Below are 17813 nucleotides of genomic sequence, written 5' to 3' on the forward strand. Positions count from 1 at the left end.
CGCGTTCAACAATACATCGGTAGCCACATTAACATGAATGCCAGCGATAACATGCTGGCATAATTCCTTTCTAGCTTGTCATATCTACTTGAAATAGCTCGATAATGCTTAATTCTCCCAAAGGCATTTTCGACCAAGTGACGATACTTGTATAAACACCAATCCATACTGTCTTTGTCTATATCTTGTCCGTAATTGCGTTTAGCAATTACCGTTTCTCCGCCACGTTCCTTAACAAAATACGGAAAGGTTCGCTGTCATATCCTTTATCACAAACGATGGTATTAACTTCATCGAGTTGCTCAACTAAGCTTTCGGCATGCACTATATCGTGGCGTTGTCCCTCTGATAAATCAAAGCAAATCGGCAGGCCACCACTATCTACGGCTAAGTGAATTTTGGTTGAGTTGCCCCCGCGACTTTTTCCTATTTGCTCTGAACTTTCAGTAGCTGCACCTGTACTATGCTGATGTGCTCTAACTATAGAGCCATCAAGAAATACCCATTCAAAATCAGCCATGTTAGATAAGCTTTTGAAAAGATTATCTAAAATCCCTTTCTTTGACCAAAGATTAAATCGTCTGTAAACGGTACTCCACTCTCCGAACTCAGAGGGTAGATCTCGCCAAGGAATACCTGTTCTCATTCGATAAAGTATTCCTTCAAATGTCATTCGATGTTCAGTTTTATCGTAAATACGACCTGTACTTTTCATAACTTGGAGTAGCAGTTCCCAGCGAATATCAGTTAGCATTGTTCTTGGCATGGTATTGGTTATGGTTTTACTTTTGGCGAAGCAAATTATAACTCTTTACCATGCTGTTCAAAAAACACTCACGAAAGATCAACACGCCCTAATCAAATATACCAATATTGCACTTAACTCATTCCGACCGGAAAATATATGAACAATAAAAAGGCTCCTCAAATGAGGAGTCTTTGTTTTAAGAAGCCGTTTTACCAAGAAACCGGTTATCAAGAGCCTCTGGTTATCGGGCTGAGCCGTTAACCAGAGTAGGGGGATTAAGCCTCTGCAGTTGCCTTAGAGTCGCTCATCTTTTTAAGAGCTGCGTAACCAAAGCCAGTTACCGCTGTACCCGCTGCAATTGCCACTAGGTACATAAGAACTGGAGAGATAGCGCCAGGAATCAGTAGTACGAATAGACCACCGTGTGGAGCCATTAGTTGTGCACCAAACATCATTGATAGAGCGCCAGTTAGTGCGCCACCTGCCATACAAGCTGGGATAACACGCATTGGGTCTTTCGCTGCGAATGGAATAGCACCTTCAGAGATGAAACATAGGCCAAGAACGAATGATGCTTTACCTGCTTCACGCTCGCCCGCTTCAAACTTGTCTTTCACTAGGAAAGTCGCAAGGCCCATACCTAGAGCTGGAACCATACCTGCTGCCATGATAGCTGCCATTGGTGCGTAAGTTTGCGAAGCCAGTAGACCAACACCGAATGTGTAAGCTGCTTTGTTTACAGGGCCACCAAGGTCGAAACACATCATTGCGCCTAGAATCACACCCAGAAGAATCGCGTTAGACGTTCCCATGTTGTTTAGGAAAGTCGTCATCGCGCTCATCACGCCAGAAACAGGACCACCTACGATGTAAACCATCACAAGGCCAGTGAACAAACTCGCAATAAACGGAATGATCAGGATTGGCTTAAGGGCTTCCATAGATTGTGGAAGTTGAACCTTGTCGGCAATGAATTTAGCCGCGTAACCCGCAATGAAACCCGCTGCGATACCACCTAGGAAGCCTGCACCTGTTGAGCTAGCCAGCATACCGCCGATTAGACCAGGAGCCAGACCCGGACGGTCAGCAATTGAGAATGCAATGAAACCAGCAAGAACAGGAATCATCAGAGCGAATGCAGAGCCACCACCGATAGTCATCAGTGCTGCAGCCAGTGTGCCTTCTTCTTTAAACGCTTCGATACCGAATACGAAAGAGAGTGCGATGATCAAACCACCCGCAACAACCACAGGAAGCATGTGTGAAACACCCGTCATTAGGTGCTTGTACACGCCTTTCTTCTCGTCAGCAGGTGCTGAATTTGAAGAAGCAGTGTGTTGGTATGGTTTAGCTTCTGCGAACGCTTTTTCCATCTCTTGCTTTGTTTTCTTCAAAGCAGGGCTTGTTGTTGTTTTGTATAGCGCTTTGCCGTTAAAACGATCCAGTGGAACGTCGATATCTGCTGCGATGATAACCAGATCAGCGTCTGCGATTTCTTGGTCTGTCAGTTGGTTTTTCGCACCTACAGAACCGCGAGTTTCCACTTTGATTTGGTGGCCTAGGCGTTTGCCTTCAGCTTCAAGCGCTTCAGCTGCCATAAAGGTGTGTGCAACACCCGTTGGACAAGCGGTAATCGCTACGATCTTCTTGCTGCCTGTCGCTGGAGAAGTACCAGTAACTTCGACTGTAGTCTCAACTTGAGAAGCGTCTAATACTGTTGCTTCTGCTACCGCTTTCTCTAGGAATGCTTTTGCATCTGCAGTGCATTCAGAGATAGCCGCTTGGTACACTTTCTTACCGACAAAGCGCGCTTTATCAACGTTTGTGTTGGCTGCGATAACCACAACGTCGCTGCTGTCGATAGTGTCTTGCGATACAGTTGAATCAGGTAACACGCTTGATTGACATTCAATAGCGGCGTTCCAACCCAGTGCTTTTGTCGCTTGCTCTAACAAGCCTGCTGCGATGATGCTGTTTGCTACGCCACTAGGGCAAGCTGTGATAATGGTAATATTCATAATAAACCTTTTGTCCTATTTGCTTGTGTCTAACTGGCTAGTTGGAGCACTAAGCGACTGTAATTGGATATTTTGTAGTACTGAATCCAGCTCTTGTTGGCTGGTGATGCCCACGCCTACCTGTGAAACTGCTAGAGCAGATAGGGCGGTTGCGAATTTAATAAGTTCTGGTTTTGGCATCTGTTGCATGTGACCCCAACATAGACCAGCAACCAATGTGTCACCTGCGCCTACCGTGCTTACTACTTGCATACGCGGCGGTTTAGCATGTAACCATTCACCTTGGTTTAGCCACATCACGCCTTCAGCGCCAAGTGATACCACGATGTTATCGATGCCTTTTTCACTTAGGGCTTGGCCTGCGTGTTGGCATTGGTCACGTGTGGTGAGTTCTGCGTTGAACAGCTGAGAAAGCTCTTCATCGTTTGGTTTGATTAACCAAGGCTGTGCATTGATACCGGCTTTTAGTGCGTCACGGCTGCTATCAAATAGCACCTTCTTACCCAAATCGTGTAAGCGTTGCACCCAAGAAGCGCAAAGCTCTGGCGATACGCCTTGTGGCAAGCTGCCTGCAATTACGAAGTAATCGTGCGTTTCAGCAAGTTCTAAAAGGGTTTCTTTGAACGCTTTAATCGCGTCAGCGTCAACAGGTACTCCTGGGAAGTTGATGTCGCTTACTTGGCTTGAGTTCTCAACGAGTTTTACGTTGATACGAGTCGCGCCGTCGACACGGATAAAGCGGTCAGTTGCGCCCATTTGTTCGAACAGTTGGCAGAACGCTTCTTCGTTATTGCGACCAAGGAAACCTGTTACGGTCACTTTCGCGCCAAGCTCTGAAAGTACTTTTGCGACGTTTACGCCTTTGCCCGCTGCATGCAGAGAGCCTTTGTTTACTAGGCTCACTGAACCCACATTAAGTGCATCGATAGCGCCTGTTAGGTCTAGAGCAGGGTTAAGCGTTACAGTAACGGCTTTGATTTGTTTATCAGACATATCGACTCCTTAACCTTCGCCAAGGCCTGAAGCGATAGCTTTGCCAATCGATTCAAGTGCTTGTGCTGCATCATCACCTTCAGCAACAAACTGAAGTTGGTGACCGTGTTTAACGCCAAGAGCGATCACTTTCATCAAGCTCTTCGCGTTCACTTCTTTTCCGTCGCCATCTAGGTTTGAAACGCGGATAGTCGATTCAAACTTCTTGGCTTCAGCGACTAGCATTGCACCCGGACGAGCGTGTAGGCCGTGTGCGTTTTTGATTTTGAAGACTGCGCAGTTGTCATCGTCTTGAGACGCTGTAGAAACCGCTTCACCTTTTAGAAGGCCAATGACTTGCGCTGCGTCAGCGGCTAACAGTTGTTGCTGTTTACCTTCAAAAACCATCTTACTTAGGTTTGCTAGAATCGATTGGTGTGCGCTGTTACAAGCGGCGAATGCAACAAGTGCTTTAACTGGTGTGCCTTCGTACTCACAGTGGTTTGCTGTTGAAACGAAAGATACGCCAGTGCGAGTTACGCCTTTATCGCTGCCCAGCAACCAAAGGCCTTGGCCTAGGTGAGTCGGTGTTTTTGTCACTAGGTCAGCAACGAATGCGTTGTCTGTGCAACCTGTGTTCTTAAGTAGGCCACCCGCAACTGCAGACATTTGAATCATGTCGCTTGCAGGGAACAGTAGCTGAACCAAAGAAGCGTCTAGGTCGGCTTCTAGCTGAACTTCGCCGTTAAGTAGGGCGATGATTTCGTCTTCTGATTTAGCTTGCTTTAATTTCTCTTCAACACCGTCAGCTGCTAGCACTTTCGTTAGCTGCTTAAGAATGCCTAAGTGCTCGTCAGATTTAGCTGCAATACCAATCGCAACGTAAACACGGTTGCCGTCTGCCCAATCAATACCTTCAGGGAAGTGGTGTACCGCAACGCCTGTCTCTTTTACTAGGCCACGAGTATCCGTCGTTCCGTGAGGGATCGCGATGCCGTTACCTAGGAACGTAGAGTTCTGGTTTTCACGGTTCAGCATTCCTTCAACGTAACCAGAGTCAACTAAACCTTTAGCTGTCAGGTCGCCAGCAATGTTTTGGATTGCTTTGAATTTGTCTTCGGCAGTTTGGCCTAGAGTGATGTCAGATTTTGATAATTTAAGCATGGTGCCTCTTTAGCGTATCGCTTGAGAATTTGTGTATCGCTACGATTCAGTCTAGAGCAAGATTTATGGAGCTTAACTCTTTGCTTTATATTGGCTGAATCGGTTCAGCATTCAGTGTAAAAAAATTCAGCAAAGCCGATTTTGGTTTTCAAAATAGTTTTGCTGCGTGTCGTAATGTCAGTTTCGTTAACAACAAGAAGCTGAATCACGGCAAATGACGCTCAATCCATTCAAAAGGATGATTGAAGTCACTTTTCAGATTTTGCTGAATCCTTTCAGCTTTTATACTGAATCGATTCAGCATATAATTCAACTAATCCAAGGATCAGAAGATTGGTTATATGATCCTACGCACAAAATACAGGTCACCCATATGACACTAGATGAGATTGCCAAACTAGCCGGTGTGTCGAAAACGACAGCTAGCTATGTGATTAATGGCAAGGCGCAGAAATACAGAATCAGTGAAAAGACACAGCAGAAAGTAATGGCAGTGGTGGAAGAGTATAACTACCGACCAGACCATGCTGCTTCGTCGCTGCGCGCTGGTAATAGCCGTTCATTTGGTTTGATTATCCCTGATCTGGAAAACAGCAGTTACGCGCGTTTAGCAAAACTGATCGAGCAGAATTCCCGTAAAGTGGGGTACCAGATTTTGATTGGCTGTTCAGATGATGACGCTGAAACCGAGCGTAAAGTTGCGGAAGCGCTTGTTAGCCGTCGTATCGATGCCTTGCTAGTGGCGAGCTCAATGCCAGACGCCAATGAGTTCTACTTGAAACTGCAAAACTCAGGCACGCCAGTCATCGCGATAGACCGTCCTTTAGATGATGAGCACTTTGCTTGCGTGATCAGTGAAGATTTCGAGGCTGCATTTGAACTGACGCATTCGATTCTTGATGACAGTATTCATAGTGTTGGTTTGATTGGTGCACTGCCTGACCTGAACATTTCACGTGAACGTCAGTTGGGTTTTGAAGCGGCGAACAAAGCACATACTCAACAAACAGGGCTAGCAGACAACAAGCCGATGGTAGTGGGTTATGGCGAGCACTTTGACCGAGAATCAGGGCGTGAGATTTTTGAAGAGTGGATTGCCAAAGACACAGTACCCGATGCGATTGTCACTATGTCTTACACCTTATTAGAAGGTGTGCTGGATGTGATGGTCGAAAAGCCAGAGCTGATCAGCCAAGTAAAGCTAGCAACCTTTGGTGATAATCGTTTATTGGATTTCTTACCTTTTAAAGTCCACTCACTGCCACAGCAATTCGAAGTGATTGCAGACAGCGCCTTTGCACTTGCTTTGAACGCGTCGGCTAAACGTTACCAAGCTGGCATTGAGCTAGTGCCGAGAAGCTTAGTAAAACGAGGCTAGCTCGAATTTTACGCTTAGCTAGAAGCCTCGCGTTTAGCTCGAACTTAGATTTAACCCGCACTTGGTTTTAACTCGAACCTGTAATTAACTAGAACTCAGCAATAAGCCCATTTCTACAATGGCAACAATGCCGAGCAACAAGGCCAACACTTTCCAAAACTGGATCGGGTTTCGGTTTATCAAAGGTTGCTTGGCTTTGCTTTTGACCAAGCTTTGGTTTGGTGTGTAAAGGTCTGCTACAAAATCCCCCAACACTTGATGACGTTCGCTTGGTGATTCCGCGCAGGCTTTTTGTAACACCAAATCTACCCAACTGGGTAAGTCAGCTCGTTTCTGGGTGATGGGTTGGTATTCCCACTGATGATGACGAGATTGCTTAAGCGATTGTGCCGTCATTTCAGAGTAGGGCAATCCACCGGTTAGCATCTCATAGCCGATCACAGCGATAGAGAACAGATCCGAGCTGGTGGTCGCGCTGTTATGTTTGATGGTCTCGGGTGCAATGTAATTGACCGCGCCTAATGGTGTCTCGTCTTTGTCGGTGAGTTCTCCTTCTTCAAGGCCTCTCACTAACACTGCACCAAGGTCGATGATTTTCACCTCACCATCACGTTGAATCATGATGTTTTCCGGCTTTAAGTCTCGGTGCACCATATCTGCACGTTGTAATACTCGAATGCCTTGAGTGATCTTTTCTAATATGTCGCGCACTTCATTGAGTGACGGTTTTGGGTTGTCGTACATCCATTGTCTTAGCGTGATGCCTTCTACCCATTCGCAGATTTGGTATAAGAATTGCGAGTTCTCTGGCGTCGGGTAAACCTTCATTACTCTCTTGTTTTTTAACAAGATCCCTGCCCATTGTTCATTAAAGAAAGCTCTCAGTTGCGAAGGGCTATCGTGATATTGAACGGAAGGGACTTTCAGCACGAATTCGGTTTGTGTCTCTTTCTGCATCACACGATACACATGGCTTCTAGAGCCTGCATACAACACCTCAAGCACCATGAAGTTGTCGATACTTTGGCCGAGCTTTAAAGCGGGTGGGATAGCACGTTTAGCCAGTTTTTCATGGAATTCAATCAGCGAAGGTTTAGGCAGATGGCTGACTTGCACAATCAAGCAGCTCACGTTGTCTGAGCTATTGTGGCTTAAAGCAGTGTTACAGATGCTTTGTGCTGCGTATTCGAAATCCGCTCCGGGTTTGTCGATGTGTTCCTTGAAGGTGTTGGGAGAGACAAACTCATGCACGCCATCAGATGTCAGGATAAAGCAGTCGTTTTTCTTGATAGGCAGGGTTTGATAGTCAACGTTGAGTTGGTTGTCCATGCCTAAGGCACGTGTTAGATAATGCTTTTGCCCCATATTTTTACGGGTGTGGTCGCGGGTCAGTTGGCGTAATTCACCATCTCTTAGTAAGTAAATGCGACTGTCGCCAACGTGAAATATATGCGCGGTGTTGGATTTCAATATCACGCTGCTAAAGGTGGAAACGAGCGCATTATGGTTCACTTGTTGTGCGGGATGAATATTAGAAACAGACGTGTTGAAGAGCCAAGAATTGAGCGAGGTTAGGACTTTTTGCGCTGAACGCTGAATGCTCCAGCTATTTGGCGTGGCGTAATAGTCGTCGATAAACTGCATCACGCTGGTGTGACTGGCTTTCTGGCCGTGTTCACTGCAACTTGCCCCGTCTGCAATACAGGCAACACTGCCTTTCAACTCTTGTTCTGTGCGAGTTTTGGGGTGTTTTACAATGATGGCATCTTGGTTTTCATCACGTACGCCTTGATTCGAATAACCACCAAACTTAAGCGTTAACTGGTTGTTGGATTCTGGCGTGATGACTTGCCCTTGGCTGAATGAAATTGTCATAACTGGTCTTCTTCTTAACTGCTCTTCTTCCCGCTTCCTTGACAGAACATCCTAGGAAGAACAAAAGCCCTAGTGAACTTAGAGCTTTTGAACGAAGCACCTAGCATTGATGTATCCGCTAAGGTGCTTCTCCCGATTCAATAATATCAATGCTTCATAGTACTGAGACTAGCTTGAAACATTAATCAGCGTGACACTGCCATCGTCGTTTACTTCGGCGATTTGACCGTTAGGCTCTTCCATGAACAGTAGAGTTACAAAGCCTAGTACCGCTGTTGCAGCAATCACTAAGAAGAACGTTTGGTAGCTCACGAATGACAACACAGTTAGGTAAACTACCGCACCCACGTTGCCGTAAGCACCCGTCATACCTGCAATTTGACCTGTCATACGGCGCTTGATTAGAGGAACCGTTGCGAATACCGCACCTTCACCCGCTTGCACGAAGAAAGAACACGCCATCGCCGCGACAACCGCTAGCCATACAGGCCATGTGCTGTCTACTTGACCCATTGCAAAGTAACCCACAGCAAGACCAATCGTTAGAATAAGCAGTGTTGGTTTACGACCGAATTTATCTGAAATCCAACCACCACCTGGGCGAGACATTAGGTTCATAAAGGCATAAGCCGATGCAACCATACCTGCAAGAACCGGCGTTAATTCAAAGGTTTCAGAGAAGAATAGTGGCAACATAGAAACCACAGCCAGTTCAGAGCCAAATGTCGCGAAGTACAATACGTTAAGTACCGCAACTTGCTTGAATTTGTACTGGTGAATCTCTGGTACTTCTTCTTTGAATACGTTCTTGTTTACTTTCCAAACTTGCGACACTTCGTACACGTAAAGCGCAGCCAAACCGGCATACACAGAGTAAACCGCCATGTCAGACAACATGTTGATGTTGCTTGGTGATAGCTTCCAAGTCAGTAGCGCTAAAGCGGCATACATTGGGATCTTCATAATAAGTAGGAAGAAAAAGTCACCCTTTGATGTCACTTCCATCGCTGTTACTTGAGCAGGCTTGAAGTAAGTTGAACCTTTTGGTGTATCTGACACGTTTTTGTAGAAGATAAACGAGAACGCTAAGCTCATTACGCCAGTAATACCAACCGCATAACGCCAGCCGTCTTCACCACCAAACGCTAGAGCGAGAGTTGGAAGGGTAAACGCTGCTGCCGCTGAACCGAAGTTACCCCAGCCGCCGTAAATACCTTCTGCCGTACCCAGTTCGTTGTGTGGGAACCATTCAGACACAAGACGAATACCGACAACGAAACCTGCACCAATGAAGCCCAGTAGGAAACGAGCGATGGCTGCTTGAATGAAAGAGTCTGCCAGAGCAAACATGAAACAAGGAATAGAACAGACCGCGAGTAGCGAAGAGTAGACCAACCTTGGGCCGTATCTATCGGTTAGCATGCCTATTGCGACACGCGCCGGAATGGTTAATGCAACGTTGAGGATAAGGAGGGTTTTGATCTCTTCAGTAGAAAGACCAAGCGTGGTTTTTACCATTTGCAGTAGTGGGGCAAAGTTGAACCACACAACAAAGGTAATGAAAAAGGCCATCCAGCTTAGGTGTAAGACCTTCATCTTACCCGTAAATGAAAGCAGCGAAAATTTAGTGTTATCCATGGTTTAAATCCTTTAAATCTGGAAAATTACCCGGTTTGTGCATCTGCGTTACTTCCGAACTTCGAACGCTTTTAATGTGCATAAACCCTGTGCCGAAATTGCGCACGCCAATAAGCGTTTGCATGATGGTGTCGGCGTTTTAGTTAACTGGCGATAGCAAGTGGTGCGAGAACTTGAACTTGTTCTCCTTGCTTGCGAACTTCAAATTTCACGAGCTTGAGCTCAGGCTGTTCAAGACATTCGCCAGTTTCTAAGTGGTAATGCTGCTTGTATAAGGGTGAGGCCACGTAAGGTTCTCCGCTTAATGAACCAATTATACCACGTGACATCACATTCGCCTTGCCGATAGGGTCGTAATTAGAGAGCCCATAAAGCGTGTCGCTGCGCTTGCAGTAAAAAATAGCCACTTGGTTATCGTCTACTTTGGCGCAAATCCCCCCGTTTGGGGTTAGATCGCTGGTGCTGCATACGGTTGTCCAATTTTCCATGACTTTCTCCTAGTCTAAAATTGAGTTTTTATTTTTTTATTGATGAACCTGATGAAATTTATGAAACCTCAGTCACTTCGATTTGGTCTGCTTTAGCGAGCTTTTCATCGCGTTTTGAATTCGAAGCATCACTCAAGCTCGGCTTAGGAAAACGTTGCTCTCGCTCTTTGATGAAAGAGAGGCTAGTGTCCATTTCTTCACTGTTGATGTAGTGCTGGAAGCGCTTCATCTTCTCAGGGTTTTCAATGGTGGTTTTCCATTCACACTGGTACTTCTCGATGTTGAGTGCGATGTCTGCTTCGAGCTCTTCAGCAACGTTGAGCTTGTCTTCAATCACGACTTGCTTGAGGTATTCAATGCCGCCTTCGAGGTTCTCCATCCATACCGATGTACGCTGTAGGCGGTCTGCGGTACGTGTGTAGAACATCAAAACGCGGTCGATGTATTTAAGGAGTGTGGTTTCGTCTAAATCAGTGGCGAATAGGTCCGCATGGCGAGGGCGCATACCGCCGTTACCACAGATGTATAAGTTCCAACCTTTGTCGGTGGCGATAACACCAATGTCTTTCGATTGCGCTTCTGCACATTCACGAGTACAGCCTGAAACCGCAAACTTGATCTTGTGTGGTGAACGTAGGCCTTTGTAGCGGTTCTCAAGACGAATCGCTAAGCCAACACTGTCGTCGACACCGTATCGACACCATGTGCTACCAACACACGATTTCACGGTACGAACCGATTTACCGTAGGCGTGACCCGTTTCAAAACCTGCATCAATCAGCTTTTTCCAGATGATAGGCAGTTCGTTAAGCTGTGCGCCAAACAAGTCGACACGCTGACCGCCCGTGATTTTGGTGTACAGGTCGAATTCTTTAGCGACTTCACCAAGCACGATCAATTTATCTGGAGTAATTTCACCGCCAGCGATACGCGGAACCACTGAGTAAGTGCCGTCTTTTTGCATGTTGCCAAGGTAGATGTCGTTGGTGTCTTGCAGTTCGATGTGTTGATCTTCAAGGATGTAATCGTTCCAGTACGAAGCCAGAATAGAACCGACTGCCGGTTTACACACAGTACAACCCAATCCGTTGCCGTGAGAATCTAACAGCTCATCGAAGGTCTTAATTTTGTTGACGCGGATAATGTCGGTAAGCTCTTGGCGAGAATACGCAAAGTGCTCACAGATATCGTTAGAGACTTCCACACCTAGGTTACTTAGCTCGCTATCGAGAACCTGTTTAGCAAGGGCAGAACAACCGCCACAACCTGTTGAAGCATTAGTGGTTTCTTTCAATGCAGCCATCGTGGTGCAGCCCGCAGAGACCGCGTCTTTAATGTCGCCTTTGGTCACATCAAAACATGAACAGATCACAGCGCTGTCTGGCAGAGCTTCAACACCCATTGCGCTGCCAGAATCATCGGCCACGTTAGGTAAAATCAGCACTGATGGGTTTTCAGGAAGGGGCATATCGTTTTGCTTGATTTGCAGTAGCGAACTGTAGGCTTCTGCATCACCGACCAATACGGCACCGACAATTTTCGTGCCGTCAGCCGAAATGATAAGGCGCTTATAAACTTGTTCAATTTCATCGTTATAAGTATACGATTGAGCACCTTCTGTCTTGCCGTGTACTTCACCAATACTGGCTACATCGACGCCAAGCAGTTTGAGCTTGGTGCTCATGTCTGCGCCCTTAAATGCAGCGTCGTCAGTACCGTCAGAGACAATATGCGAAGCCGCGATTTTTGCCATCGAATAACCGGGAGCGACTAAGCCGAAGATCTTGTTATCCCAAAGGGCACATTCACCAATTGCGTAGACGTTTTCGATATTGGTTTGGCAGTGGTTGTTGATGACAATACCGCCACGTTCGCCAATCTCGACATCAGAGCTTCTTGCCAACTCATCTTGAGGGCGAATACCGGCAGAGAATACGATCATATCGGTTTCTAAATGGGTGCCATCGGCGAAGTTCATACGGTAGCGAGCGTTTTCACCGTCGACTATTTCAGAGGTCGCTTTCTCGGTATGAACTTGCACACCAAGGTCTTCAATCTTTCTGCGCAGTAGGGCACCGCCACCGTCATCTAATTGAACGGCCATTAGGCGTGGAGCAAATTCAACCACATGGGTTTCTAAGCCAAGGTTTTTGACTGCGTTTGCGGCTTCTAAGCCAAGCAGACCACCACCAATCACCACGCCAGATTTGCTGCCTTTGCTTGAAAGCTCGATGGCGTCTAAGTCTTCGATGGTGCGATAAACGTGACAGTGTTCTTGGTCGTTACCGGGAATAGGGGGAACAAAAGGGAAAGAGCCCGTCGCCAAGATTAGCTTGTCGTAACTTTCAACATGGCCACTTTCAGTGATGACTTGTTGATTGGCGGTGTCTAGCTTGGCAACCTTCTGGTTCAACAAGTAGTTCACGCCGTTGCTTTGGTAATACTCTTCACTGGTCAATGACAAGTCATCAGCACTTTTACCATTAAAGTAAGCCGTCAGCTGAACACGGTCGTAGGCCAGCCTTGGCTCTTCACTGAAAGTAATCACATCAAATTCATCACTGTCTGATTGCAGGATGTTGTCGATAAATTTGTGTCCAACCATGCCGTTACCAACAACGACGATTTTATTCTTGCTCATAATCCATTCCTTATTCTCGGTATCACCATCACTAGCATCTAATTTCTAGTCGTTAGCAGATGAATACCGGGTTGAGATTCCACTCAATTCATAATCATCAAGAAAAACAAAAATGTTTTTTCTAAGTCTTGGTTTTTAGTGGAGCAAGGAGGATGCCAGATTACGGTTAGTTCATTTAAATAAAAATTAACTTATAATTTTCAGTGGTTTAAAAAATATAGGTAGTACGCAATTACCCCTAAAGTGGTATGTAAAATTTTTGTTAGATTTATATAAATGAGCGTTTGTGGTGCAACTTTCAGCAAGATGGTGCAAAAATTAAGTTTCTATCTTGGTTAAGTTCTAATTGGTTCATTGTTGATATTTGTGTTTTTATTAAGTTGTTGTTTTTAAATAAAATTATTTGCTATTCATCAGCTGCTATTAAGTGGCGTGTTATTTGCTTGGTTTCAGTTATTACAATTATGGATATTTGAGCGAGAAACGGATGACCGATTCAAACAGCGGCTGGATAAAATCGACCTGTGCTTATTGTGGTGTAGGGTGTGGAATAGAAGCGAGACCGACATCGCTAGGGAAACTAGAAGTACGTGGTGATAAAGATCATCCATCAAACTATGGAAAGCTTTGTACTAAAGGGATTGCGCTCGGCGACACCGTCACGCCTTTAGGTCGTCTTACACAGCCTGCTTATATTCAGAACGAGCAAAAACAAGAGCTGGATTGGAACAGTGCCACTCAGTTGGTCGCAGACAAATTCAATCAAACCATCGAAGAATTTGGGGCCGATTCGGTTGCGTTCTATGTGTCTGGTCAGCTGCTTACCGAAGACTACTATGTTGCCAATAAACTGATGAAAGGCTTCATCGGCAGTGGCAACATCGACAGTAATTCTAGGCTATGTATGGCTTCAACCGTGGTCGGGCATAAGCGAGCATTTGGCGCAGACACCGTACCGGTGTGCTATGAAGATCTTGAGCAAGCCGATCTAGTCGTGATTACAGGCTCCAACTTAGCATGGTGTCACCCGGTACTTTTCCAAAGATTAAGAGCCGCGAAACAAGCCAACCCTGCATTGAAAGTGATCGTGATAGATCCGCGTTATACCGACACCTGTGAAATCGCAGACATTCACTTGGCATTGGAATCTGGCTCAGACGTGGCGCTGTTTAACGGCTTATTGGGCTATCTCGACGATAACGACAAGCTAGATGCAGACTACATAGAAAACCACACTCAAGGCTTTACTGAATCGATTCGTTCTGCAACTCAATATCGCTATACCGAATCGGGCTGGGGCGACAAAAGCGTGCCTGAGCTTACAGGGTTAACAGAGCAGCAGCTAAAACAGTTCTACAGTTTGTTTGCATCGAACGAGAAGGTGCTGACCATTTACTCTCAAGGCGTGAACCAATCGACACAAGGGTGTGACAAGGTGAATGCCATTATTAACTGCCATTTAGCCACTGGGAAAATCGGTAAACCGGGCATGGGGCCATTCTCTGTAACGGGCCAGCCGAACGCGATGGGTGGGCGTGAGGTGGGCGGTTTAGCTAATACCTTAGCGGCGCATTTTGAATTTGGTGACCCGCAATCACACCAAACCGTCAGTGAGTTTTGGCAAACCGACAGCTTAGCCACACATGCGGGTTTAAAAGCGATTGACCTGTTTGATGCCATGAATGAAGGCAAAATCAAAGCGGTGTGGATCATGGCAACGAACCCAGTTGTGAGCCTGCCTGACAGTGAAAAGATCAAAACCGCATTAGAGAAGTGCCCGTTTGTGGTGGTGTCGGACTGCATTGCCGACACTGAAACCACTCGCTTGGCCGATGTGGTTCTGCCCGCGCAAGGGTGGAGTGAGAAGTCGGGTACTGTGACCAACTCTGAACGCCGAATCTCACGCCAACGCCGCGTATTACCAAGCCCAGGGGAAGCCAAACCCGATTGGTGGATATTAAAAGAAGTGGCACAAAAAATGGGATTCAACGATCAGTTTGAGTTCCGCCACGAAGGCGAGATCTTCAAAGAGTATTGCGAGATGACCGCGCTCGACAATGAAACAGGCAAAGCGCGAGACTTGTGCTTAATTGGACTCACGCAACTGGATGAGAAAGGCTATGGCGAACTCACTCCACAGCAATGGCCAGTGCTTGAGTATCAACCAGAGATCATTGAGCAGCGCATGTTCACCAATGGCGAGTTCTTTACAGAATCTGGCAAAGCGCAGTTTATTGCAGTCGAACACGACAAACCGATTGCCGATACCAGCCTTGAATTCCCGCTTATCATGAACACAGGTCGAATCCGAGACCAATGGCACACCATGAGCCGCACAGGCTTGGCGGCAGGTTTAGGTGAACACACCCCAGAACCGTTTGTCGCCATGCACCCAGATACCGTTTCAGAACTGAACTTGGATGAATTCGGGCTAGATGCCTTCAACCACGCCACTATTAACCCTGTGGTGAAAGTGCGCAGCGCACAAGGGGAATGCCAAGCACGATTAGTGGTGACCAAAGAGATGCGCCGCGAACAAGTCTTCATGCCTATCCACTGGAATGCACCGACTGCCAAAGACAGCAAACCGTGTGACTTGATCTTGCCTCATACCGATGCCGCATCTGGTCAGCCAGAGTTTAAACACACCCCAGTGGTGGTTGAACCGTGCGGCTATCGCAGTGAAGCCGCACTGGTCAGTGACAAGGTGATGGATTGCAGCGGATTTGATTACTGGGTTCGCCAGAGAGTGGAGGGCGGCTTTCTGTATCGCATCTCGTCATCCAAGAACCCAATGGAGTTGGTGATTCAGCTTGCCAACACCCTCGATGCCTTACCAGAACCTAACGCGGAGGCGATCAAATCACTCCATTACCACGGCAATAAATCATTCAAGAACTACGGCTCTGCCAAGCTGGGTCAGTCTGGCGTAAAGCAAGCCTTCGTAGTGAACAGTAAGCTAGACCATCAAAGCATCGAATGGCTGGTGGAGTGCCTAACCCGAGAAGCCGATGAAGAGTTCGAAGCCGAGTTTTTGAGCACCATGGCGAAGTAGTAACTACCTCTCACTTATCCATACCTATAGCGTAAACGCCGACAATCATGTCGGCGTTTTTGTTTGAGAATACGACTCTTAAGTTATGACAACTCATAGACTGAATTACGGTTCACTCACATATTGAGGGGTTTTCTACATTTTGCCGAAACTATATGGAAAATTTCTGCTTTTCGTCATGTTTGATGCAAGGATAAGTAGGTAAGATGATGTTATTAAATGGGTTGTTGGGCTAAGTGTAGTGTGTCTTGGAGACTAGACAGAATTGTTTCAGGGACAAAATGCAGAATTATTCTGTCTAATATAGGTGTTAGACCACAACATCGAGATATCGTGAATAAGTAAAAATGGAGTTGTTTATGGAAAATGCAGTAAAACAAAAAAAGATTGAATATCTATGGCATTTTACAAAGCTAGAAAATGTTCATAGACTGAACCTTAAGCATTAAGACCAGCATAAATCCCGTCTAACGTGATGTTTTTCTTTGACTTCCTCTGGGCGGACTTTTGTGCGTTCTTAAATATATAGCTAGAGGCCCATTCCAGTTTATTACCTATTTCTGACCATGCCTTGTGGCTGATACATTCAAATATGGGCAACAGCCACACATCCACATTTTTTGCCGCCTTAAACAGCGAGACCGATGGCATTATCTGAAGCGCAGTACTGCGCCTGATGATCAGCGAGTAAACTGGCCCAGATAAGCCCATCAACGATGGCCTTTTGTGCGGTGACAAATCGTTGCCAGTTTGTGTGAGATTTTAATTCTTTAAAAAGCAACTCCACCTGCCATCGACAGCGGTAGATCGCCATTATGTCATCAGCAGTATAGGTACCTGAAGGCAAGTTAGTTAACCAAATACAGAATCGCTTTTCTTCTGCAAACCAACGTCTTACCACTCTAAATTCTTGCTTACCACTACGAACTTTAAGGTCGAGTACCTGTGAGCGATTAGTACCTCGAGTGATGTCTTTGAGCTTCTTTCCTTCTAGTTTAGATAAATGCCGGCCCTGACCGTTTCTCGCTTCTATAACATGAGGATTCAGGGACTTTGCTCCTCGAAAATATAGAAACCACCATACAGTTCAAGCTCAGTAAAGAATTGGAAGTCAGGGTACCCTGCGTCAGCCAACAACAATTTGTTACTCATTGTTTTGGGGGCGGGCAAAAAGTCTCTTTCTGATGCTGTATCAGCGCTGATGCTCATTGCGACTGGAGAAAAGCTTTTTAAAGACATTGTCATATGGCATTCAACTGCGGCTGGATTGCGTTTAAATCGGCTCGGGTAAACGTTCGAAAGGTCACGATGAATGTGGAAAGAGCTACCATCTTGAAGCAGCACATCATCAAAGGTGGCGAGTTTATCTGGTAGGTTGGCACTCTGCTGGCGAGCAAACTGAGCTATCGCTCGCATGGCCAATTGGCGCATGAATATCGGAAATTCTTCTTTTCTTAACTGGTTATGGTAGGGCTTATAAGCCACAGTATCTTTAGCGCTTAAGCATCCCATTGAATTGCCTTAGTAAATCGGCAATAGATGAGCAGTTTCCTTTGCTCAAAGCGGCCACTAGGCTTACTACTAGCTGGTCGGGTAAGATAGCCCGACATCGCTTCATAAGTCCTGTACTTTTCGCCATTTTTTGAAGGCTATCAGCATTAAAGAATTGCTTAAACTGTTTTTGTAGGGAGATAATCGTCATCGGCTTCACGGTTGATATGGGTGGTTTGTTTGGCGACGATTATCTGATCATAAATGAAGCCTTTTTTCTATCTAAATAAATAGCTTAGAGCTTAAGATCCTGTCTATGTAGTCTCTCTAATTGTTTTATTGCTA

Annotated in this window: 10 protein-coding genes and 1 pseudogene; 2 read left to right on the forward strand and 9 right to left on the reverse strand. The window is 46.1% G+C overall.

Features of this window, described 5'->3' with window-relative positions:
• Window positions 1–5 precede the first annotated feature (5 nt).
• From OCV19_RS17225 to fruB, 4 genes are all read right to left on the reverse strand, one after another.
• Window positions 6–766, reverse strand: a protein-coding gene (locus OCV19_RS17225; protein ID WP_261875664.1) for an IS5 family transposase whose coding sequence is annotated in 2 segments (ribosomal slippage) — window positions 6–226 and window positions 226–766 — 762 coding nt in all. Because the reading frame shifts where the segments join, the coding sequence is not laid out codon by codon here.
• A 257-nt stretch (window positions 767–1023) separates the two neighbouring features.
• On the reverse strand, window positions 1024–2766 hold the full coding sequence (fruA, locus tag OCV19_RS17230) for a PTS fructose transporter subunit IIBC (RefSeq protein WP_059018860.1): 1743 nt from the start codon (window positions 2764–2766) through the stop codon (window positions 1024–1026).
• 15 nt (window positions 2767–2781) lie between these two features.
• Window positions 2782–3759: a 1-phosphofructokinase gene (gene pfkB / locus OCV19_RS17235; protein ID WP_065677554.1), complete on the reverse strand. Its 978-nt coding sequence runs from the start codon at window positions 3757–3759 to the stop codon at window positions 2782–2784.
• Between the two features lie 9 nt (window positions 3760–3768).
• Window positions 3769–4902: a fused PTS fructose transporter subunit IIA/HPr protein gene (fruB, locus tag OCV19_RS17240; RefSeq protein WP_050712439.1), complete on the reverse strand. Its 1134-nt coding sequence runs from the start codon at window positions 4900–4902 to the stop codon at window positions 3769–3771.
• A gap of 373 nt (window positions 4903–5275) precedes the next feature.
• Between fruB and cra the strand changes: the two genes are divergently transcribed.
• On the forward strand, window positions 5276–6280 hold the full coding sequence (cra, locus tag OCV19_RS17245) for a catabolite repressor/activator (RefSeq protein ID WP_065677559.1): 1005 nt from the start codon (window positions 5276–5278) through the stop codon (window positions 6278–6280).
• A gap of 84 nt (window positions 6281–6364) precedes the next feature.
• On the opposite strand, the gene OCV19_RS17250 is transcribed toward cra, so the two are convergent.
• The 4 genes from OCV19_RS17250 to nirB form a co-directional block, all read right to left on the reverse strand.
• Window positions 6365–8155, reverse strand: a complete 1791-nt coding sequence (locus OCV19_RS17250; protein WP_065677555.1) for a bifunctional protein-serine/threonine kinase/phosphatase — start codon at window positions 8153–8155, stop codon at window positions 6365–6367.
• Window positions 8156–8323: 168 nt separating this feature from the next.
• On the reverse strand, window positions 8324–9793 hold the full coding sequence (locus OCV19_RS17255; RefSeq protein ID WP_017060867.1) for a NarK family nitrate/nitrite MFS transporter: 1470 nt from the start codon (window positions 9791–9793) through the stop codon (window positions 8324–8326).
• A 143-nt stretch (window positions 9794–9936) separates the two neighbouring features.
• Window positions 9937–10281 carry a nitrite reductase small subunit NirD gene (nirD, locus tag OCV19_RS17260; protein ID WP_012600889.1) on the reverse strand — a complete coding sequence of 115 codons (345 nt, stop codon included), beginning with the start codon at window positions 10279–10281 and terminating at the stop codon, window positions 9937–9939.
• A gap of 58 nt (window positions 10282–10339) precedes the next feature.
• A complete protein-coding gene (gene nirB / locus OCV19_RS17265) occupies window positions 10340–12922 on the reverse strand; it encodes a nitrite reductase large subunit NirB (RefSeq protein WP_065677556.1) in 2583 nt (860 codons plus the stop codon).
• A 472-nt stretch (window positions 12923–13394) separates the two neighbouring features.
• Between nirB and OCV19_RS17270 the strand changes: the two genes are divergently transcribed.
• Window positions 13395–15977, forward strand: coding sequence for a molybdopterin oxidoreductase family protein (locus OCV19_RS17270; RefSeq protein ID WP_065677558.1), 2583 nt, complete (start codon window positions 13395–13397; stop codon window positions 15975–15977).
• Between the two features lie 438 nt (window positions 15978–16415).
• On the opposite strand, the pseudogene OCV19_RS17275 reads toward OCV19_RS17270, so the two are convergent.
• Window positions 16416–17679, reverse strand: a pseudogene (locus OCV19_RS17275) (IS4 family transposase).
• Window positions 17680–17813: the final 134 nt, after the last annotated feature.

It is taken from the genome of Vibrio celticus (genome assembly GCF_024347335.1).
Lineage (GTDB): Bacteria > Pseudomonadota > Gammaproteobacteria > Enterobacterales > Vibrionaceae > Vibrio > Vibrio celticus.